Here is a 19732-nt window from a genome sequence, read left to right on the forward strand (position 1 = left end):
TTGATCTATACCCATCTTCCAAGCCTTTGGTTAATTTCAAAGACACGCCTGCAAATCCTACACTGGGTACGCCCCAGCCCATCTCACTGCACAAACCCCATAGCCTGCCCAATCACCCCATCCGTTTGCTGAATCTGCTCTGCCCTGAGGCGTTCAGGCGCACCGTGAACTCTTTGATTTCAAGTTCCCTGAGTACTGGTTGAACTTGTGGATGCTCAGCGCATCGGCATCTTCTGGCGGTTTAATGCCCAGAAACGTCAGGCTTTGTTCGGTATTGAAAAGGCTTAGGGTATGTTCGTATCCCGAGGTGAGGTAAAGCCGACAGCGATAGATCTGTAGCAGCTTCAGATCGTCATTAGACGCAGTAATGTCTTGGTCCACCTCGCGGGCTTCGTTGATAAGCTCGCTCCACAGCAGCATAGGCAGGCCTCCACAATTGTTAAACGTACTGTAGCGCCTAGCTACGACAAGCCATGTCGCCACAGCGCCACAAACGTAAATAAGTAGTGATTTTTTACACTCCCTTGTTGGCGGGGTTACATGTCCAGCGGCTAATATTCATGGCTCGATACGCCGCCAATAGCCAGATGAAAGGGTTTTCCTGATAGAATTGGCGCTTGAAAGAAGCCATTCGCGCCACGCATTCGGAATCCGTAAAACGGTCAGAATTGAGTATTTAATGATTACCAACGCACCTTCAGAAAACCGGACTAATTTCTCCGCAACGCCTGCAAACACCGGGCCTGAGCCATCCCGTCGCTTCTGCGTGGCCCCGATGATGGAATGGACAACCCCGCATTATCGTTACATGGCGCGCCAGCTCAGCACGCACGCACTGCTGTACACCGAAATGGTCACGACCGGTGCTTTGATCCACGGCGATACCGAGCGTTTTTTGCACCACAACGCGGCAGAATATCCGCTGGCGTTGCAGTTAGGTGGCAGCAATGCCGGCGAACTGGCGCATTGTGCGGGCCTGGCGCAGCAGTTCGGGTTTAGCGAGGTCAATCTGAATGTGGGCTGCCCCAGTGACAGGGTGCAGAACAATATGATCGGCGCCTGCCTGATGGGCCATCCGGAACTTGTAGCTGAAGGCTTTAAGGCAATGCAGGCGGCTACGGACATTCCGGTCACGGTGAAACACCGCATTGGTATTAATGGCCGCGAGTCTTGGGATGAGCTGTGCGGCTTTATTGAAACGGTGGCAGCCGCGGGCTGTAAAACCTTTATTGTTCACGCCCGTATCGCGGTTCTGGAAGGGCTGAGCCCGAAAGAAAACCGCGATGTGCCGCCGCTGAAGTACGATTGGGTGTATTACTTGAAAGCCAAGTATCCGCAGCTGAAAATCATCATTAACGGTGGCATAAAAACCGTGGATGAATGCCACCAGCATCTGGCCCATACCGATGGCGTTATGCTGGGCCGCGAGGCGTACCATAACCCGTGGATTCTGACGCAGGTAGACAGCGAGTTTTTCGGCGAGCCGGAAAAGACTGTTAGCCGCCATGACACTCTGGAAGCCATGTATCCGTTTATTGAACAAGAACTGGCGCGCGGTGTGTATCTGGGCCATATTTCAAGACACATGCTCGGATTGTTCCATGGTGTTCCGGGTGGGCGCCAATTCCGCCGTTACATCAGCGAAAATGCTCACAAACCGGGCGCCGGGCTAGATGTTTTGCGCGAGGCCCTGGCCAAGGTTCCACAAACGGGAATTGCCACTGTATTTACCGAAGCGTAATGCCATTTAATGGCTGAATAACCTTTGGTTGTCTTGTTCGGCCTGCGGTGGCCCGTTACTGTAGTGATTCGTACTTTTTTAATACCAACATAACCGACGTAGCAGGACATCAGCGCGAATGAGCAACAAGCTTGAGCAACTGAGAACCATGACCACCGTCGTGGCTGACACCGGCGATCTGGATGCCATTGCCGCCTGGCGCCCGCAAGATGCCACCACCAACCCGTCACTTCTGCTCAAGGCCGTTGAGTCTGACGCTTACCAGCCGATGGTCGACAAGGCCATTGCCGCGGCAAAACGCCAGGCCGGCGCAAGTTCGGGCCGACTTGGTCTGGCTACCGATATTCTGGCGGTGTTGGCTGGCGGCGAAATTCTGCGGCTGATTCCTGGCGTGGTGTCTACCGAGGTAGACGCCCGCCTGTCGTTTGACACCATCGGTACACTGTCGCGCGCAAGGCGGATGGTAGAGCTTTATGACCAACAGGGTATAGATACCCAGCGCGTGCTGATCAAGATTGCCGCCACTTGGGAAGGCATCAAAGCCGCCGAGCAGCTGGAAAAAGAAGGCATTCGCTGCAACCTTACTCTGCTGTTCTCGTTCGCCCAGGCCGTTGCCTGTGCACAGGCCGGGGTGGCACTGATTTCACCGTTTGTTGGCCGTATTATGGACTGGCATCTGGCAAACAGCGGTCGCGACAGTTTTCCAGCCAGTGAAGACCCAGGCGTGCTGTCGGTGGCGCGTATCTACAATTACTACAAAACCAACGATTTCAACACCGCGGTGATGGGCGCCAGTTTCCGCAACGTCGGGCAAATTGAAATGTTGGCCGGCTGTGACCGGCTGACCATAAGCCCGGCGCTGATGCAGGCGCTCCAGAACGAAACGGGTTTACTTGAATGCAAACTGAGCCCGGAAGGTGCCCGCTCCAAAGACAAGCGCAGCCACATGGATGAAAAGCAGTTCCGCTGGGATTCAAACAACGATGCCATGGCGACCGAAAAGCTGGCAGACGGCATTCGGCTCTTTGCCGCCGACCAGCTAAAACTGGAAGCGCGGATACGCCAACGGGCTGAAGCCATCGCCTAAGCTCTTGAATTCGAGCAGGCCCTTTAATAACCCGGAATACATACAGGCTCGGCACCGCGCGGAAGCTGCGCAATAAACCTTGAGGACACACCATGCTAGCCATTCTTCATCCTGACACACCAATGGACAGCGAGGCTTATCGCATCACGTTGAATTTCCTGGAAAATTTACCAGGCGTTTCAGTACGCGTCCACGAAATTCAAGGTGCCACACAGCGGTTAACCGAAGTGTATTTGCTGGGCAACACCAAGGGCCTTAACAAAGAAGACATAGAAGCGCTGCCGGCGGTCGAACGGGCTATCCGCATTTCCGAAGATTACCGAATTCTGGGACGCCATAAAGACAACAATCGTCAAAACGGCTTTACCTACAACGGCGTGGAATTCAACCAGTCTAACCTGAATATTTTTGCTGGCCTGTGTGCGGTGGATGTGCCCGAACACGTCGAGCAAATGATGCAGGCGCTGGAACAGCACGGCGAAGTGTGTACCCGCATGGGTGCGTATAAGCCGCGCACCAACCCCTATTCGTTTCAGGGCCACGGCAAGGGCTGCTTGCCCTGGGTGTTTGAAAAAGCCGGCAAGCACGGTATTAAGGTGGTGGCCATGGAAATTACCCATGAAAGCCACATTGAAGAAATTGATAACTGTCTGGAAAAGCTGGGGCGCCCTACCGGCGTCATGCTGCAAATTGGCACCCGCAACACCCAGAACTTTGAGCTTCTGAAGGCCATTGGTCGCCAGAGCACCTACCCGGCGCTGCTTAAGCGTGGCTTCGGCATTACCTTGAACGAGTCTTTGAACGCGGCGGAATACCTGGCGTCGGAAGGCAATGCTAACGTCATTTTCTGCCTACGCGGTATGAAAACCGAAGCGGGCCAGCCCCACCGCAACATGGTAGATTTCGCCCACGTACCCACGGTAAAACGCTTGACCCGCATGCCGGTGTGCATTGACCCGTCCCACTCTGTGGGCAGCCGTGACCGCGCGCCGGACGGCATTCTGGAAGTGATGCACGCCACCGCACAGGGTGTTGTAGCTGGCGCCAACATGGTGTTGGTAGATTTCCATCCGAAGCCGGAGAAAGCTCTGGTAGACGGTCCTCAGGCGCTGTTGATGAACGAATTGCCGGCGTATCTGGAAGACATCCGCCTGTGCCACGACACCTGGAAAAAACGCCAGGCAATTTATAAGACTGTTAAGGATTCGCTGGCCAAATGATTGTATACGGACACCGCGGTGCCAAAGGTGAGGCTCCGGAAAACACTCTGGAAGGCTTTGCGCATGCCTATCGCCAGGGCATACGCCATTTTGAGCTGGATCTGGTGCTGTCGAAAGACGGCATTCCCGTGCTGGTACACGATTTAACGGTGAATCGTACAACCACGTTTAAAGGTAATGTCAGCGATTACACTCTGGCAGAACTGACCGGTATGGACGCCCGCCGTAACGTCAGTTCCTGGCCGAGCCCGGTAGGCATCCCCAGCCTGGATCAGTTGCTGAATCAGTTTGACGATCTTGAACACTTACAGCTGGAAGTAAAAAGCGATAAATCCCCGCGCATGAATGTGCTCAGCAACCGGCTAACGGAAATCATTCAGGCACGACGGCTTTATGACAAAGTGGCCGTAACTTCGTCTGATGTTCATTTTTTGAAGGAAATTCGCCGGCGTAATCGCAATATTCGGTTGGGGCTGGTGGCGGAGCGCAAGTTTCCGCGGCCGATGACCATTGCCAGCCGTCTGGAAGTGGAATACTTGTGCATCAACTGGAAGTTGCTCAGCAAGGAGCTGGTGGAGCATGCCCACCGCAAAGGTATGCACGTATCGGCGTGGACGGTAAACCGCATTTTCGACATGCTGGAACTGGAAAAAATGGGGGTAGACAGCATTATTACCGACTACCCGACCAGCACCATGACCTACTTTGACAATCGTAGCCGTTACCGGCGGGCTCTGCCCGACAACAGTAGTGTCACTGTGACGGGCACTCAGCAGGCGGCGGGCACTCACTAAAACCGCTAGAAAATCCGGTTCAGTCCGTTCAGTGCTGCTACCCGATAGGCTTCTGCCATGGTCGGGTAGTTGAAGGTGGTATTGATAAAGTAGTTTAGAGAGTTTGCTTCACCTTTCTGATTCATGATGGCCTGGCCGATGTGAATAATTTCTGCAGCTTGGTCACCAAAACAGTGAATACCCAAAATTTCACGGGTTTCACGGTGAAACAGAATTTTCAACATGCCCACCGCCTCCCCGGTAATCTGCGCCCGTGCCAAGTCCTTGAAGAACGCCTGGCCCAGTTCGTAGGGCACTTTTGCTTCGGTCAGTTCGCGCTCGGTTTTACCCACCGAACTGATTTCCGGAATGGTATAAATACCGGTAGGCACGTCTGACACAAAGCGGAAGTAGTCGTCTTGGACAATGTCAGAGGAGGCAGACCGGCCCTGGTCATAGGCGGCACTGGCCAGGCTGGGCCAGCCAATAACATCGCCGACAGCATAGATGTTCTCTACCTCGGTGCGGTAATGGTCGTCTACCGCCAGTTGGCCGCGGCTATTCGCCTGCAAGCCAATATTTTCCAACGCCAGCTTGTCGGTGTTACCGGTGCGACCGTTACACCATAGGAACGCATCCGCCCGAATTTTCTTGCCAGATTTAAGAGACAACACCACGCCGCTGTCGTCACCGTCTACGGACTCGTATTCTTCATTGTGCCGCACCAGAACGCCATTGTTGCGCAGGTGGTAACTCAGGGCGTCGGAAATATCGTCATCCAGGAATTGCAGCAAGCGGCTGCCCGGGTTGATTAAATCCACTTTCACGCCAAGCCCGGCGAAGATAGAGGCGTACTCCGAACCAATCACCCCTGCGCCATAAATAATCAAGGTCCGCGGCGTGTGGGATAGGCTCAGAACGGTGTCTGAGTTGTAAATACGGTGATGACGAAAGTTCAAATCCGGCGGTAAATAAGGGCGCGAGCCCGAAGCAATAATTGCTTGCTTGAAGTGCAGGATTTCCACGCCTTTGCTGCCGCGTACTTCCAACTGGTTTGCATCAACAAACGAGGCGCTGCCGTTGATCAAGTCAATACGGTTGCGGGAATAAAATTGAGTGCGCTGTTTAACCTGCGTGCCGATCACTTTTTGAGCATTCTGCAAAACACGCGGAAACGAGAACCAGCGTGGTTCGCCGATGTCGCGGAACATTTGGTTGGTGTTAAAGGTAATGATCTGCTTGACCGAGTGGCGCAGGGCTTTCGACGGAATGGTACCCCAGTGGGTACAGTTGCCGCCTACGGTGGTTTTATCTTCAACAATGGCTACGCGCTTGCCGTTTTTCGTTGCGTTCATCGCAGCGCCTTCGCCGGACGGTCCGGCGCCGATAACCACTACGTCGTAATGATGCTCTGGCATACCCGCAGTAACTCCTTATCTGGGTCGCAAATTATACGTTATTGTCTGTTTTCGCTCAGCTTTTAGGACGAGTGGCATCGGAGCCCAGACTGCTATCTGCTTCGCCCCCAACGCGTTCGGTGTTTTCTTCACATTTCTGGGTGTTGCCGCCGCATATATCACAAGAGGAGCTGATGCCCAGTGCGCCAATGCCACCGCAGGTACCGCTGATCGGTTTGCGGCCAAAAATAACGCCCACCGACATGCCCGCTACCAGCAGAATCACAATAAAAAACACCAGAAAAAAAGTACCCATGCTGTTCTCCCGCTACTGGGTTATAAAGGATGAAAATGCCGGTGTGTAGTGGGTTTCAAACCCCGCCTCACCGCGCACTATAAAATAAGCCGGTATATTCTCGCGGACCGCCAACGCCATGGCATCTTCGAATCCCATGACATTAAAACCGGTAGCCAGAGCGTCAGCGCGCATACAGTTTTCCGCAATCACTGTGACCGACGCCAGGTTGTGGGTAATCGGTTTACCGGTTTCCGGGTCCAGTGTATGGGAGTAACGCTGTCCGTCAAATTCGTAATAGTTACGATAGTCGCCGGAAGTAGCCAGGGCACGATCATTCCGGAAACTGTCCACAGCTAAGGCTCCGTCCACCACTCCACCCAACGCGACTATGCGATTCACCTGCTCTGCGGCATCTCCGGGTGTTTCGATGGCCAAGCGCCAGGCCGAACCATCGGGCTTGAGCCCTCCAACACTGACTTCACCGCCGATTTCGACCAAATAACCGCTAATGCCTTCTGCTGCCAAATAGCGGGCGACTTCGTCAACGCCGTAGCCTTTGGCAATAGCACTTAAATCCAGATACTGCGCTTCACTGGTACGTATGCCGGGGGGCTGGTCGCGCAGCTCGATTTTTTCATGACCGGTACGCGCTAATATTCTGGCCAACGTGGCCTCGTCTGGCATTTTTTCTGGCCGCGCATTCGGGCCAAACCCCCACAGATTGACCACAGGGCCTATAGTGATATCAAAGGCGCCGTCAGTGAGCGCTGACACCGTTTCCGCTTCCAGCAGCACGGTATACAAAGGGGCTGACAACGCGGTCCAATCGGACTGGTCTGGCAGCGTATTAAAGCGTGACAGTTCTGAATCCTCGCGCCAGGTCGACATGGCTGCGTCTACGCTCTCCAGAGCCTGTTCAATACCGCCGGCAAGCTCCTGAAGCCTGGGCTGGTCCTCTTCCATCACCACGCTGATGTGGTAACGGGTGCCAAAGATCGGCCCGGAGATTTCCCAGATCTGTTGTTCCGGCTTAAACGAACAACCCGCCAAGGCCGCCACAACCAGTGCAAAAAACACACTGATCATGACCGCCCGGGCGGGTTTAACCATGTTGAATAACATCGGTATTTTACTAGCCTCCGAAGTCATCCAACATGATGTTTTCATCTTCTACGCCCAGATCTTTCAGCATCTTGATAACCGATGCGTTCATGATGGGCGGCCCGCACATGTAAAACTCGCAGTCTTCGGGTGCCGGGTGATCTTTCAGATAGTTTTCAAACAGCACATTGTGGATAAATCCGGTGTCACCATTCCAGTCGTCGTTTGGCTGGGGGTCAGACAAAGCCACGTGCCACTCAAAGTTATCGTTTTCTTTGGCCAGACCGTCAAAGTCTTCGACGTAGAACATTTCCCGTACGCTACGTGCGCCATACCAGAAGCTGATCTTGCGCTTGGAGTTCAGCCGTTTGAGCTGATCAAAGATGTGGGAACGCATGGGCGCCATACCGGCACCGCCGCCCACAAACACCATTTCCGCATCGGTCTTCTTGGCGAAGAACTCACCAAACGGACCCATCACGGTCATCTTGTCCCCTGGTTTCAAATCAAACACAAAACTCGACATGATTCCCGGGTTGTGGTCGGTGCCCGGAGGTGGCGTGGCGATACGGATGTTAAACTTCAGCACGCCCTTCTCTTCCGGGTAGTTGGCCATGGAGTAAGCACGGATCGTATCCTCCTTGTTGATGGCCTTGTAGCGCCAAATATCGTGCTTGTTCCAATCTTCACGGAACTCTTCTTCAATCGCAAATTCCTTGAAGTCGATTTCGTACGCCGGGCATTCCAGCTGTACATAACCGCCAGCACGAAAGGCAACTTCTTCACCCTCTGGCAACTTCAGAATCAATTCTTTGATGAAGGTGGCCTGGTTGTGGTTGCTCACCACTTCGCATTCCCACTTCTTAACACCGAAGAACTCTTCCGGCACTTCAATTTTCATGTCCTGCTTTACCGGAACCTGGCACGACAGGCGCCAGCCTTCTTTTTCTTCCCGGTTAGTGAAGTGGGTTTTTTCGGTGGGCAGCATCGCACCGCCGCCTTCAAAAACCTTGCACTTACACTGGGCGCAGGTGCCGCCGCCACCACAGGCAGACGACAGGAAAATACCGCTGCCGGCCAGTGTGTTCAGTAGCTTACCGCCGGCTTCGGTTTGCACCGTGTGCTCGGGGTCGTCGTTAATTTCGATGGTCACATCACCGGTACTGACAAGCTTGGAGCGGGCCGCGAGAATAATCGCAACCAGCGCCAAGACAATCACGGTGAACATGACTACGCCGAGAATAATTTCTGTATTCATGGTCTCGCCTTTTCGTTTATCCGAATCACCGGGTGAATTACAGGGAAATGCCGGAGAAAGACATAAAGCCCAATGACATCAAACCCACGGTAATAAAGGTTATGCCCAAGCCACGCAGGCCTTCCGGTACATCGCTGTACTTGAGTTTTTCCCGAATGCCGGCCAAAGCCACAATCGCCAGTGCCCAACCTACGCCGGCGCCGAAACCGTACACCACACTCTCACTGAAGGTGTAGTCGCGCTCTACCATGAAAAGGGCTGCACCCAAAATGGCGCAGTTCACGGTAATAAGCGGCAAAAACACCCCAAGTGCGGCGTATAGCGCAGGTATGTACTTGTCCAAAACCATTTCCATGATCTGCACAATCGCTGCGATTACACCAATGTACGTAATCAATCCCAAAAAGCTCAGGTCTGTGTTGGGCAATCCGGCCCAAGACAACGCACCTTCACGCAGGATGTTGTTGTAAATCAGGTTGTTCACCGGCACGGTAAGGGTTAGAACCACCACAACGGCAATACCCAGACCGGTTGCGGCTTCAATTTTCTTGGAGATCGCCAGGAAGGTGCACATACCCAGGAAGAAGGCCAGAGCCATGTTTTCAACGAAAACGGCCTTAATCAGCAGGCTGATGTAATGTTCCATCAGAAGGCCTCCTTATGGGTGTGGCGTGACATTTTGTAGTCTGCCTCCTCCACCTGTTCTGGTTTCCAGGCACGCAAGGCCCAGATGGCCAGGCCGATAATAAAGAACGCGCTGGGCGGCAACAGCAGCAGCCCGTTGGGGACGTACCATCCGCCCTGGCTGACAGGCACCATCAGGGTAACGCCAAATAGCGAACCGGCACCCAGCAACTCACGGAAGAAGGCGACGAACAGCAACATCACCGAGTAGCCCATGCCGTTACCGATGCCGTCAAGAAAGCTCAGCCAGGGGCCATTCTTCATGGCGAAACCTTCAGCGCGACCCATAACGATACAGTTGGTAATAATCAGACCAACGAATACCGACAGCTGCTTCGAAACTTCATAGGCGTATGCCTTTAGCAACTGATCCACCACGATAACCAGAGAAGCAATAATGGTCATCTGGGCGATGATGCGAATACTGTTCGGAATCTTCGCCCGCACCAGCGATACCGCCAGGTTGGAAAACGCAGTTACCGCAGTAACGGAAAGACACATAACAATGGTGACGTTCATGCTGGTGGTTACCGCCAACGCTGAACAGATACCCAAAATCTGCAACCCAATCGGGTTGTTGCTGAAAATCGGTTCAAACAGAACCTGTTTCGCGGTCATTTCGGACATGATCAGACCTCCCCTTCACGAAGTTTCTTGAGGAACGCCGCGTAGCCACGATCACCCATCCAATAATTTACAAGATGCTCCACACCGCGACTGGTCAAGGTGGCACCGGAAAGCGCGTCCACTTTGTGTTGCTTGTTCGCGGTATTGGCATCAACTCCGCCTTTTACCAGGCGAATCTGCGGCTCGGTTTTGTCTTCGTCGTAAACCTGCTTGCCTACCCACTGCGACTTCCAGCGCGGGTTATCCACCTCGCCACCCAGGCCTGGTGTTTCCGCGTGGGCGTAAAAGCCCAAGCCTTCGATGGTATTCAAGTCGCCCTCAAGGGATACGAACCCATACAAAGTAGACCACAAACCATAACCGTGAATCGGCAGTACAACGCGCTTCACCTCGTCGCCTTCGCGCAACAGATACACCTTGGCTACATTAGGACGACGCTTGATGCCCGCCAGGTCTTCCTTGGAAGGAATATTGGTGGACATATCGGGGTTCGACGCGGCTTTGTACATGTCGTACTTCATCGGGTCTTGAACATTGACCGATGCAGGCTCAACAAAAGCGCCAGAATCCAAATCTACCAGGCGAACGTCAAAGCGGGTGAAGATATCTTCGATCTGCTCGGCACTGGCAGCTTGCGGCAACATGCCCGAGGCCGCCAAAATGTTGGTTTTGATGTCCAGGTTCTGATTTTTGATCTGAGCCGGGCGCAGCATTACTGCAGCAGTCGACACGATAACTGAAAACACAATACTCAGTACCAAAGCGACCATTAATGTTCTGGCGACTGTTTCTTTAGCTTTAGCCACGAGCGAGCCTCCGTTTAACATTGGCCTGAACAACGTAGTGGTCCATCAGCGGGGCAAACAGGTTGGCGAACAGAATCGCCAGCATGATGCCTTCGGGAAAGGCCGGGTTTACGACACGTATCAGAACGGTCATCACGCCCACCAAAATGCCGAAGCACCAGCGGCCGGTGTGGGTCATGGCAGACGATACCGGATCTGTCGCCATAAACATCATACCAAAGGCAAACCCACCAATCACCAAGTGCCAGTGTGCCGGCACGGCAAACATGGGATTCGTTTCTGACCCCACCACATTCATTAGCAACGAAGTGGCAATCATGCCCAGCAATACGCCCCCAACAATGCGATAAGAGGCTATTTTCATGATCAGCAGCACAGCGCCACCTGCCAGCACAGCCAGGGTTGAGGTTTCACCCATAGAGCCCTGAATGGTCCCAATGAATGCGTTCGCCCAACCAATCTGGCTTTCCAGAGCTTCAACACCGCCGCTAGCAGCCCAGCTCAGGGATGTCGCGCCGCTAAAACCGTCGACCGCTGTCCATACCGTGTCACCGGAGATCTGCGCGGGGTAGGCGAAGTACAAGAAAGCACGGCCGGTCAGCGCTGGGTTGAGGAAGTTTTTGCCAGTTCCGCCAAACACTTCTTTACCGATCACGATACCGAAGGTAATGCCCAAAGCCACTTGCCACAAAGGCACGGTAGGCGGGCAAATCAGCGCAAACAAAATCGAGGTTACGAAAAAGCCCTCGTTGATTTCATGGCGACGCACGGTGGCAAACATCACTTCCCAGAACCCGCCGACAATAAAGGTCACCGCGTAGATGGGAATAAAATAGGCCATACCGTAGATGAAATTATCCAGCAAGCCAGCACCCGCGCCGGTTACCGCCAAAGCGTTAATAAACGCCGTGCGCAAACCGCCGTCTCCGATCAAAGCCTCCGGGTTGGTGGCCAGGTAGCTGTTGGCCTGAAAACCGATGTTCCACATACCGAAAAACATGGCCGGAAAGGTGCATAGCCACACTGTGATCATGATGCGTTTCAGGTCAATGCCATCACGCACGTGAGAGGTGGATTTGGTGACCGAACTGGGCGAGTAGAAAATGGTGTCTACCGCTTCGTAGAGCGCGTACCAACGCTCGTGACGACCGCCTTTTTCAAAATGGTGCTCTATTCCGTCGAGAAACTGTCGGATAGCCATAACTTAGCCCTCGATCTCGATGCGGGTCAGGTTCTCTCGGAGAATTGGCCCGTATTCATATTTACCCGGACACACGAAGGTGCACAGAGCCAGATCTTCTTCATCCAGTTCCAGCGCGCCCAGTTTCTGGGCCATTTCCGTGTCACCGACAATTAACGCCCGCAACAGCTGGGTTGGCAATATGTCCAACGGCATGACGCGCTCGTAAGCGCCCACTGGAACCATCGCTCGCTCGCTGCCGTTGGTGCTGGTATTGAAGTTGAATCGTTTGCCACCGGTCAGTTTTGACAGGTAGATGTTTAGCGTCGAGAATTTATTCACACCCGGCGACAGGTAGGCCATGAAGTGCCTGCTATTGCCTTCAGCCAGCACCGACACCTGATTGGCGAAGCGCCCTAAGTAGGCGCAGGTGCCTTCGGCCCGTCGGCCGCCAAACACTGAGCCCGATATCGGACGCAGTTCGCAGTCGGTTTCGGTTTCGCCATCCAACAACTCAACCAGACTGGCTCCTAAACGTGTACGAACCAAGCGAGGCTTCAGAGCTTTTGGACCGCCAATTGAGACAATACGCTCAATCGGAAGTTCACCGGTGACGAACAGCTTGCCAATATCAATCACGTCCTGGTAATTCACAGACCACACAGTTTTGCTGAGCGATACCGGGTCCAGGTAATGAATATGGGTGCCTACGTTACCGGCAGGGTGAACACCGTCACACTGATTGACTTCAATAGCATCAGATTTGGGCACTGCCACGTTTGAGCCCGGCTTACCTGTTACAAACACCTTGCCGGTGGTCAGTTTGGCAATAATGCTCAGGCCATTTTCAAAGGCCTTGCTGTTTTCGGCAATGATGATGGTAGGGTCTGCGGCCAGCGGGTTGGTATCCATCACCGACACGAAGATTGAATGAGGCGCAGAGTCAATAGCCGGCACTTTGCTGTACGGACGCGTTACCAGCGTCGCCCACAACCCGGATTCGATCAGGTTATCAACAACCTGCTGGCGCTCCAGGCCCGCGATATCGGCTTCGTTGTAACGCGCGAAGATTTCCGCCTCGTTGCCATCAATTTCGATGACAATCGACTGGAAAACCCGACGGTCACCACGGTTGATCTCTTTCACCACGCCCGCTGCCGGTGAGGTGTAACGAACGCCTTCGGTCTTCTTGTCCATAAACAGCAGCGTGCCGCGTTTAACGCGATCTCCTTCCTTCACAACCATCGTCGGCTTCATGCCGTTATAGTCAAAGCCGACAAGTGCCACGTGGCGAATCGGTTTGCCGTCGGTGATGGTCTGTTCGGGGGCGCCGCTGATGGGAAGATCCAGGCCTTTTGTGATCTTTATCATTAGCCTCATCCAATCATCAGAAACTATTCGATGTATTTACCACGCCAGACGCATTACCTCGAACTCCCTGCACATACCACACCGGTGTGGTGTTGAGTGGCTTGCCGTAAAGCGGTTAGCGTTACGCGAGCACAGACCGGTGGCAGAGGAAGGGTAAGAAGCGGGCGTCAGACATATCCAAAATCGCGCTAATTATAGAGAGTCGGGGCCCGCATTTCCACCGCAAAGGCCCACCAGTTTGTTGCTTAAGGTGAAGTGGGTGTGTTTGTGCCGTGCCGAAAAAAAGCCCCGACAGCCAAAACTGAAGGGGCTTTTTTTCACTCATCAGGCAATTACCTTAGAGCCAGCACGACCAACTCAGCCGCGAACGCGCTTGGGGAAAATAGGATAGTTGATGCCGGCCATCTGGCTAACAACCCTTATAACCTGTGCGCTGTAGCCGAATTCGTTGTCGTACCAAACGTACAGAATCAGGCGCTTACCGGCAGCAATCGTTGCTTGAGCGTCCACAATACCGGCGTGGCGCGAGCCAACAAAATCGGTCGACACCACTTCTGTGGAGTTTACATAGTCAATCTGCTTTTGCAGTTCGGAGTGCAGTGCTATATCACGCAGGTATTCGTTAACACTTTCTACATCCACCTCTGTTTTCAAGTTCAAGTTCAGAATCGCCATGGAAACGTTCGGCGTGGGCACGCGAATGGCATTACCCGTCAGCTTGCCTTTCAGTTCTGGCAGCGCCTTTGACACCGCCTTGGCGGCGCCGGTCTCGGTAATGACCATGTTCAGCGGCGCACTGCGGCCACGGCGACTGCCTTTGTGGTAGTTGTCGATCAGGTTCTGGTCGTTGGTGTAAGAGTGCACCGTTTCTACGTGGCCATCTTCAATGCCGTATTCGTCGTAGATCGCCTTCAACACCGGGGTAATGGCGTTGGTGGTGCAAGAGGCGGCCGACAGAATTTTGTCGTCGTCAGTAATCCAGTCGTTATTGATCCCGAAAACAATGTTCTTGATGTCACCTTTGCCCGGCGCGGTCAGCATGACGCGGCTGACGCCTTTGGATTTCAAGTGCAAGCCCAAACCTTCTTCATCGCGCCACATGCCAGTGTTATCAATCACAATGGCATTGTTGATGCCGTACTGGGTGTAGTCCACCTGATCTGGCCCGGCGGAATAAATTACCTTGATGAAGTTGCCGTTGGCGATCAGCGCGGAGTTTTCCGCGTCAACACGAATAGTGCCATTAAAGGGGCCGTGCACGGAGTCGCGACGCAACAGGCTGGCACGCTTTTCCAGATCGTTGTCGGCACCACCATGGCGCACAACAATGGCGCGCAGACGCAGGTTGTTACCGCCGCCGGCTTTTTCAATCAGAATACGGGCCAGCAAGCGGCCGATACGGCCAAAACCGTAAAGCACTATGTCTTTGGTGTCGTTTTGGGCATCTTCTTCCGACTGGGAAGCGTACAAACCTGCGATGGATCCGATTTCCTGGGTAAGAAACTCGTTCAGATCGCCACCAATAGCACGGAATTTAACCGCCAGTTTACCGATATCTACGTGGCCACGCCCCAGTTCCATAGCGTCCATCGCCTGAAGAATGGGCAGGGTGTCGTGTACCGACAACTCGCTGTCTTCTACCTGCCGCACGTAACGGTGGGCGCGAATGATGTCAATCACTGACTGATTAATCACCGAGCGGCCGTAAACCGACGTGACCACGTTGTTACGTCGGTACAGGCGTCCAATTAGCGGGATCATGGCTTCGGCGGTAGATTCGCGCTCTGTCCAGTTCGACAGGTGCTGGTGGATCTGTTCGTGGCTCACGGTTTAAGACCTCTGGATAGAAACGTTTTGGGCATGCAAAGTAAACATGGAAAAAATCGGGTGAGGTATTATCCAATTTAACGCCGCCTACGGCAAATCCAACGCCCGTTTTTGCAGCCACTCGACCCCTCATGCACTGCAGCGGTAGAATGGCCAGCTTATTTACCGGCTCTCGAATTCGAAAAAGGCACATTTTCCAACATGACTAGCACTACCCTGCTTGCCCCGGAGTTTCCAAAAAAGCCTGCCGATCATCGTGTCTGGGGTCAGCTACATGGCAGCAGTGACGCTCTGGCCATTTGTGAAAGCGCGCGCAGCCATCAGGGGTTAACCCTGGTGATCACCCGCAGCACCGCCGACGCCATCCGCTTAGAACAGGCAATGCGTTTTTTTCTGGGCCTGCCAGCGGAAGAAGACGGCCCGGCCATAAGCGCCGATGGCCTGGAATTGCTGTCACTGCCAGACTGGGAAACTCTGCCTTACGACCAGTTTTCACCTCATCAGGATATTATTTCACGCCGTATTCGCACCCTGCACCGCCTGCCCTCTACCCAACGCGGCGTGCTCGTCGTGCCTGCGCGCACCCTGATGCACCGATTGCCGCCGGTAAATTACCTGCAGGGCAACACCCTGCTATTGAAAGTTGGCCAGACGCTGGACATCAACAGCTGGCGCTTGCAGCTTGAAGCGGCTGGCTACCGCTATGCCGACAACGTTTACGAGCACGGCGAATACGCTGTGCGCGGCGCCATTCTGGATATTTTCCCTATGGGCGCCAGCCAGCCCTACCGCATTGATTTGTTCGACAACGAAATTGAAACCCTGCGCACCTTTGATCCAGACACCCAGCGCTCGGTTGATCGCATCCAGCAGGTGGAACTGCTGCCGGCGTTTGAATTCCCTTGGGATAAACAAGCCCGTTCGGCGTTTCGCGGGCGCTGGTTCGAGCAATTCCCCAACGCAGACAAAAGCGCGCCTGTGTATCAAGACGTCAGCCAGGGCATCACATCGCCAGGCATCGAATATTACTTGCCACTGTTTTTTGATGCCACCGCCACGCTTTTTGATTACCTGCCGGCCAGCACCCGGGTGTTCACCGCTGACGGCCTGAACGAATCGGTACAGCAGTTCGACAGCGAAACCCGCAACCGCTATGAAGACCGGCGCCACGACCGCGTGCGGCCAATCATGCCGCCAGCCCAACTATTTTTGCAGCAGGACGAGCTGTTCGGGCTACTCAAGCAGTTTCCACGGGTAACCACACGCACAGCCACCGACGACGGCAACGGCAGCGTGAACTGCGCCGCCCTCGAACTGCCAGACATAGCCATGGACGGGCGCGCAGCAGACCCTGCCGGGCGCTTGAAACGGTTCATCACCGAATTCGACGGGCGCATTCTAATTTGTGCCGAATCGTCTGGCCGGCGCGAAGCGCTGATCGACAACCTGGCCCAACAATCCCTGCAACTTCAGGCGCTGGACGGCTGGCAAAGTTTTCTGGATAGCCCGAAATGCAATTTGGGCATTACCATCGCGCCTATGGAGCAGGGCGTGGTGCTGCCAGACCGTCAACTGGCGCTGATCACCGAAACGGCTCTCTTCGGTGAGCGGGTGCTGCAGCGCAGGCGCCGGGAAAAGCCCACTGAACTGAACGACGACGGCTACCGTGACCTTTCGGAACTGCGTATTGGCTCGCCGGTGGTGCATATTGACCACGGCGTGGGCCGCTATCAGGGTTTGGAAACCATCACCGTGGAAGGTGAAGCCAGCGAATTTCTGATGCTGGAATACGCCGGCAGCGCCAAGCTGTACGTGCCTGTGTCTAGCCTGCATCTGATTTCACGTTACGCCGGCAGCGACACCGAACACGCGCCGCTGCATAAGCTGGGCACCGATCGCTGGAACAACGCCAAGAAAAAAGCTCTGGAGAAAATCCGCGACACCGCGGCTGAGCTTTTAGACGTGTACGCCCGCCGCGAAGCCCGCAAAGGCTTCAGCTTCGAGAACCCGCAGGAAGCCTACCGCACCTTTGCAGCGGGCTTCCCGTTCGAGGAAACGCCGGATCAAGAAGTGGCTATTATGGCAGTGCTGGAAGACATGACCAGCGAACGCCCGATGGACCGATTGATTTGCGGCGATGTGGGCTTTGGCAAAACCGAAGTGGCCATGCGCGCCGCGTTTGTGGCCACCTGGTCTGGCAAACAGGTGGCGGTGTTGGTGCCCACGACTTTGCTGGCGCAGCAACATTACGAATCTTTCCGCGACCGCTTTTCGGATACCGCTGTTAATGTAGAGCTGCTCAGCCGCTTCCGCAGCGGCAGCCAGACCAATAAAGCGCTGGAGGCTATGGAAAACGGCAAAGCCGATATTGTTATTGGCACCCACAAACTGCTGCAAGGCGACATTCGGTTCAAGAATTTGGGCTTGGTGATTATTGATGAAGAACACCGCTTTGGCGTGCAACAGAAAGAAAAGTTAAAGGCGCTGCGGGCTGAAGTCGACATGCTCAACCTGACGGCCACACCCATTCCCCGCACCTTGAATATGGCCATGGGCCACCTGCGTGACCTGTCCATCATTGCAACACCACCGGCGCGGCGACTGTCGGTAAAAACCTTTGTGCGTCAGCGCGACGAACCCATGGTAAAAGAAGCGATTCTGCGGGAAATCCTGCGTGGCGGTCAGGTCTATTTTCTGCACAATAATGTCACCACCATTGAAAAAACCGCAGCAGATCTGCGCCAACTGATTCCCGAAGCCCGCGTTGGCGTGGCCCACGGCCAGATGCGCGAACGCGATCTGGAACAGATCATGACGGACTTCTACCACAAGCGCTTCAACGTACTGGTGTGTACCACCATCATTGAAACCGGCATAGACGTGCCCACCGCCAACACCATTATTATCGAGCGCGCAGACAAATTTGGCCTAGCCCAGCTGCACCAGTTGCGAGGCCGGGTGGGTCGTTCCCACCATCAAGCCTACGCTTACCTGCTCACGCCACCACCGAAAGCCATTAGCTCCGATGCAAAGAAGCGCCTCGAGGCCATTTCTGAAGCCCAGGATTTGGGCGCCGGTTTTATGCTGGCCACCCAAGATCTGGAAATCCGCGGCGCCGGCGAACTGCTGGGAGAAGAACAGAGCGGGCAAATCGAGAGCATTGGTTTTACCCTGTACATGCAACTGCTGGACGAAGCGGTAAAAGCCATTCGTGAAGGCCGCATACCCAACGCCGAGATGCCATTGAGCCACGGCACCGAAATGAATTTGCGCATTCCGGCGCTGATTCCAGACGATTACCTGCCAGACGTTCATAACCGGCTGATGTTGTATAAACGCATTGCCAGCGTTTCCAATGATGAACAATTAAAAGAACTTCAGGTGGAAATGATTGACCGCTTCGGATTGCTGCCACAACCGGCTAAAAATCTAATGCTCCAGGCGGCGCTGCGCATGCGTGCCGAGGCCCTGGGAGTGGTTAAAGTAGACGCTGGCAAGGAATGGGCGCGACTGGAGTTTGGCAACAACACCAGCGTGGACCCGTTGGCGCTGATTAAGAAAGTGCAATCCGACCCCGGCGAGTACCGCCTGGAAGGCGCCAACAGTTTCCGTTTTCGGCTGAACGACACCTCAACCGGTGGTAAGCTGGATGGCATTGCCGCTATGTTCGATGAACTGGCACCGGCCAAATCCTCAGGCCGGCCTAGATGACTGTTGGAGAAACTGATTTGCGTAAACACCCGAGCTCACTTTTTACGATGGCCGTGCTGATTGTTTTGACACTTGGAGCGGGCGCACCTCTGGCGCAAGCCAGCGACCGATATCGCGCGGAATTCGTAATTCTGGAACGCATTATTGCGCCCGAAAATCTGGTCGAGAATATGAGCGGGCAGACTGTCACCCCCACGCCGCTTATTAACAAGGCGCTTTGGGTAACACCTGAGGGCGGTGGACCGCGCAGCTCATTGAACCAGGTCAGCGGCCTTTATCTGGACAGTGCCGCTGCGCGGCTGACCAACAGCGGCCGGTTCCGCATTCTGGCCAAAGCCGGATGGCTCGAAGATTTTCCGCAGAACTACGGTGGCGAACGCCTGGCGGTAGCCATTGGCGACTGGTTGCCGCAGGCCAGGCAGCGTGACGTGGAAGGTTATATAAAAATCGATCGCAAGCGCTTTTTGCATGTAGAAGCGCACCTGAACCACTGGCAAGATGCTGCTACAGCGGCGCAGCCCGGCGCTCAGGCTGAACCACAACTGCTGACCTGGATTCGCGAAACCCGCCGCATGCGCAGCAGCGAAATCCATTTTTTGGACTCCCCTACCATCGGCGTGTTGATCTATTTCGCAAAAATCGAGAACTAAG

17 protein-coding genes are annotated in these 19732 nt (G+C 54.4%); 6 read left to right on the forward strand and 11 right to left on the reverse strand.

Annotated features, from left to right (window positions below; all coding sequences use genetic code 11):
- Nucleotides 1-153 precede the first annotated feature (153 nt).
- Entirely contained in the window at nt 154-420 is a 267-nt protein-coding gene (locus MIH18_RS06190; RefSeq protein WP_249014171.1) for a hypothetical protein, read from the reverse strand.
- 259 nt (nt 421-679) lie between these two features.
- Here MIH18_RS06190 and dusA point away from each other — a divergent pair, with 259 nt between their 5' ends.
- The 4 genes from dusA (at nt 680) to MIH18_RS06210 (ending at nt 4842) form a co-directional block, all read left to right on the forward strand.
- Nucleotides 680-1741, forward strand: coding sequence for a tRNA dihydrouridine(20/20a) synthase DusA (gene dusA / locus MIH18_RS06195; RefSeq protein WP_283164850.1), 1062 nt, complete (start codon nt 680-682; stop codon nt 1739-1741).
- Between the two features lie 118 nt (nt 1742-1859).
- Nucleotides 1860-2828 (forward strand): transaldolase, encoded by a 969-nt coding sequence (gene tal / locus MIH18_RS06200; RefSeq protein ID WP_249014172.1) that lies wholly within the window; start codon nt 1860-1862, stop codon nt 2826-2828.
- 92 nt (nt 2829-2920) lie between these two features.
- Nucleotides 2921-4048: a 3-deoxy-7-phosphoheptulonate synthase gene (locus MIH18_RS06205; RefSeq protein WP_249014173.1), complete on the forward strand. Its 1128-nt coding sequence runs from the start codon at nt 2921-2923 to the stop codon at nt 4046-4048.
- The gene (locus MIH18_RS06210) at nt 4045-4842 is read left to right on the forward strand and encodes a glycerophosphodiester phosphodiesterase (RefSeq protein WP_249014174.1); all 798 of its coding nucleotides are present in this window, start codon (nt 4045-4047) and stop codon (nt 4840-4842) included. The genes MIH18_RS06205 and MIH18_RS06210 overlap by 4 nt, the downstream gene beginning before the upstream one ends.
- 5 nt (nt 4843-4847) lie before the next feature.
- On the opposite strand, the gene sthA is transcribed toward MIH18_RS06210, so the two are convergent.
- The 10 genes from sthA to MIH18_RS06260 all read right to left on the reverse strand — a co-directional run bounded on the left by sthA (nt 4848) and on the right by MIH18_RS06260 (nt 15370).
- Nucleotides 4848-6239, reverse strand: a complete 1392-nt coding sequence (gene sthA / locus MIH18_RS06215) for a Si-specific NAD(P)(+) transhydrogenase (RefSeq protein WP_249014175.1) — start codon at nt 6237-6239, stop codon at nt 4848-4850.
- Between the two features lie 55 nt (nt 6240-6294).
- The gene (gene nqrM / locus MIH18_RS06220; protein ID WP_249008083.1) at nt 6295-6534 is read right to left on the reverse strand and encodes a (Na+)-NQR maturation NqrM; all 240 of its coding nucleotides are present in this window, start codon (nt 6532-6534) and stop codon (nt 6295-6297) included.
- A 12-nt stretch (nt 6535-6546) separates the two neighbouring features.
- A complete protein-coding gene (locus tag MIH18_RS06225; RefSeq protein ID WP_249014176.1) occupies nt 6547-7638 on the reverse strand; it encodes an FAD:protein FMN transferase in 1092 nt (363 codons plus the stop codon).
- A gap of 10 nt (nt 7639-7648) precedes the next feature.
- The gene (gene nqrF, locus MIH18_RS06230; protein ID WP_249008081.1) at nt 7649-8875 is read right to left on the reverse strand and encodes an NADH:ubiquinone reductase (Na(+)-transporting) subunit F; all 1227 of its coding nucleotides are present in this window, start codon (nt 8873-8875) and stop codon (nt 7649-7651) included.
- Nucleotides 8876-8912: 37 nt separating this feature from the next.
- Nucleotides 8913-9521 carry an NADH:ubiquinone reductase (Na(+)-transporting) subunit E gene (nqrE, locus tag MIH18_RS06235; protein ID WP_249008080.1) on the reverse strand — a complete coding sequence of 203 codons (609 nt, stop codon included), beginning with the start codon at nt 9519-9521 and terminating at the stop codon, nt 8913-8915.
- On the reverse strand, nt 9521-10186 hold the full coding sequence (locus MIH18_RS06240) for an NADH:ubiquinone reductase (Na(+)-transporting) subunit D (protein WP_249008079.1): 666 nt from the start codon (nt 10184-10186) through the stop codon (nt 9521-9523). Before MIH18_RS06240 ends, nqrE begins: the two co-directional genes overlap by 1 nt.
- 2 nt (nt 10187-10188) lie before the next feature.
- Nucleotides 10189-10992, reverse strand: a complete 804-nt coding sequence (locus tag MIH18_RS06245) for a Na(+)-translocating NADH-quinone reductase subunit C (protein WP_249014177.1) — start codon at nt 10990-10992, stop codon at nt 10189-10191.
- Nucleotides 10985-12193: an NADH:ubiquinone reductase (Na(+)-transporting) subunit B gene (locus MIH18_RS06250; protein ID WP_249014178.1), complete on the reverse strand. Its 1209-nt coding sequence runs from the start codon at nt 12191-12193 to the stop codon at nt 10985-10987. The genes MIH18_RS06245 and MIH18_RS06250 overlap by 8 nt, the downstream gene beginning before the upstream one ends.
- 3 nt (nt 12194-12196) lie before the next feature.
- Complete coding sequence (locus MIH18_RS06255; protein WP_249008076.1) at nt 12197-13543, reverse strand: Na(+)-translocating NADH-quinone reductase subunit A; 1347 nt, start codon at nt 13541-13543, stop codon at nt 12197-12199.
- Nucleotides 13544-13900: 357 nt separating this feature from the next.
- On the reverse strand, nt 13901-15370 hold the full coding sequence (locus MIH18_RS06260) for a glyceraldehyde-3-phosphate dehydrogenase (RefSeq protein ID WP_249008075.1): 1470 nt from the start codon (nt 15368-15370) through the stop codon (nt 13901-13903).
- Between the two features lie 201 nt (nt 15371-15571).
- Between MIH18_RS06260 and mfd the strand changes: the two genes are divergently transcribed.
- Both mfd and MIH18_RS06270 read left to right on the forward strand, forming a co-directional pair.
- Nucleotides 15572-19081, forward strand: a complete 3510-nt coding sequence (gene mfd, locus MIH18_RS06265) for a transcription-repair coupling factor (RefSeq protein ID WP_249014179.1) — start codon at nt 15572-15574, stop codon at nt 19079-19081.
- Nucleotides 19078-19731 (forward strand): CsiV family protein, encoded by a 654-nt coding sequence (locus MIH18_RS06270; protein WP_249014180.1) that lies wholly within the window; start codon nt 19078-19080, stop codon nt 19729-19731. Before mfd ends, MIH18_RS06270 begins: the two co-directional genes overlap by 4 nt.
- Nucleotide 19732 lies beyond the last annotated feature (1 nt).

It is taken from the genome of Marinobacter sp. M3C, assembly GCF_023311895.1.
Taxonomy (GTDB): Bacteria; Pseudomonadota; Gammaproteobacteria; order Pseudomonadales; family Oleiphilaceae; genus Marinobacter.

Bases quoted from the DNA above. Each gene is read 5' to 3' on its own strand.
- MIH18_RS06190 (WP_249014171.1), bottom strand. From the start codon at position 420: ATGCTGCTGTGGAGCGAGCTTATCAACGAAGCCCGCGAGGTGGACCAA.
- dusA (WP_283164850.1), top strand. From the start codon at position 680: ATGATTACCAACGCACCTTCAGAAAACCGGACTAATTTCTCCGCAACG.
- tal (WP_249014172.1), top strand. From the start codon at position 1,860: ATGAGCAACAAGCTTGAGCAACTGAGAACCATGACCACCGTCGTGGCT.
- MIH18_RS06205 (WP_249014173.1), top strand. From the start codon at position 2,921: ATGCTAGCCATTCTTCATCCTGACACACCAATGGACAGCGAGGCTTAT.
- MIH18_RS06210 (WP_249014174.1), top strand. From the start codon at position 4,045: ATGATTGTATACGGACACCGCGGTGCCAAAGGTGAGGCTCCGGAAAAC.
- sthA (WP_249014175.1), bottom strand. From the start codon at position 6,239: ATGCCAGAGCATCATTACGACGTAGTGGTTATCGGCGCCGGACCGTCC.
- nqrM (WP_249008083.1), bottom strand. From the start codon at position 6,534: ATGGGTACTTTTTTTCTGGTGTTTTTTATTGTGATTCTGCTGGTAGCG.
- MIH18_RS06225 (WP_249014176.1), bottom strand. From the start codon at position 7,638: ATGTTATTCAACATGGTTAAACCCGCCCGGGCGGTCATGATCAGTGTG.
- nqrF (WP_249008081.1), bottom strand. From the start codon at position 8,875: ATGAATACAGAAATTATTCTCGGCGTAGTCATGTTCACCGTGATTGTC.
- nqrE (WP_249008080.1), bottom strand. From the start codon at position 9,521: ATGGAACATTACATCAGCCTGCTGATTAAGGCCGTTTTCGTTGAAAAC.
- MIH18_RS06240 (WP_249008079.1), bottom strand. From the start codon at position 10,186: ATGTCCGAAATGACCGCGAAACAGGTTCTGTTTGAACCGATTTTCAGC.
- MIH18_RS06250 (WP_249014178.1), bottom strand. From the start codon at position 12,193: ATGGCTATCCGACAGTTTCTCGACGGAATAGAGCACCATTTTGAAAAA.
- MIH18_RS06255 (WP_249008076.1), bottom strand. From the start codon at position 13,543: ATGATAAAGATCACAAAAGGCCTGGATCTTCCCATCAGCGGCGCCCCC.
- mfd (WP_249014179.1), top strand. From the start codon at position 15,572: ATGACTAGCACTACCCTGCTTGCCCCGGAGTTTCCAAAAAAGCCTGCC.
- MIH18_RS06270 (WP_249014180.1), top strand. From the start codon at position 19,078: ATGACTGTTGGAGAAACTGATTTGCGTAAACACCCGAGCTCACTTTTT.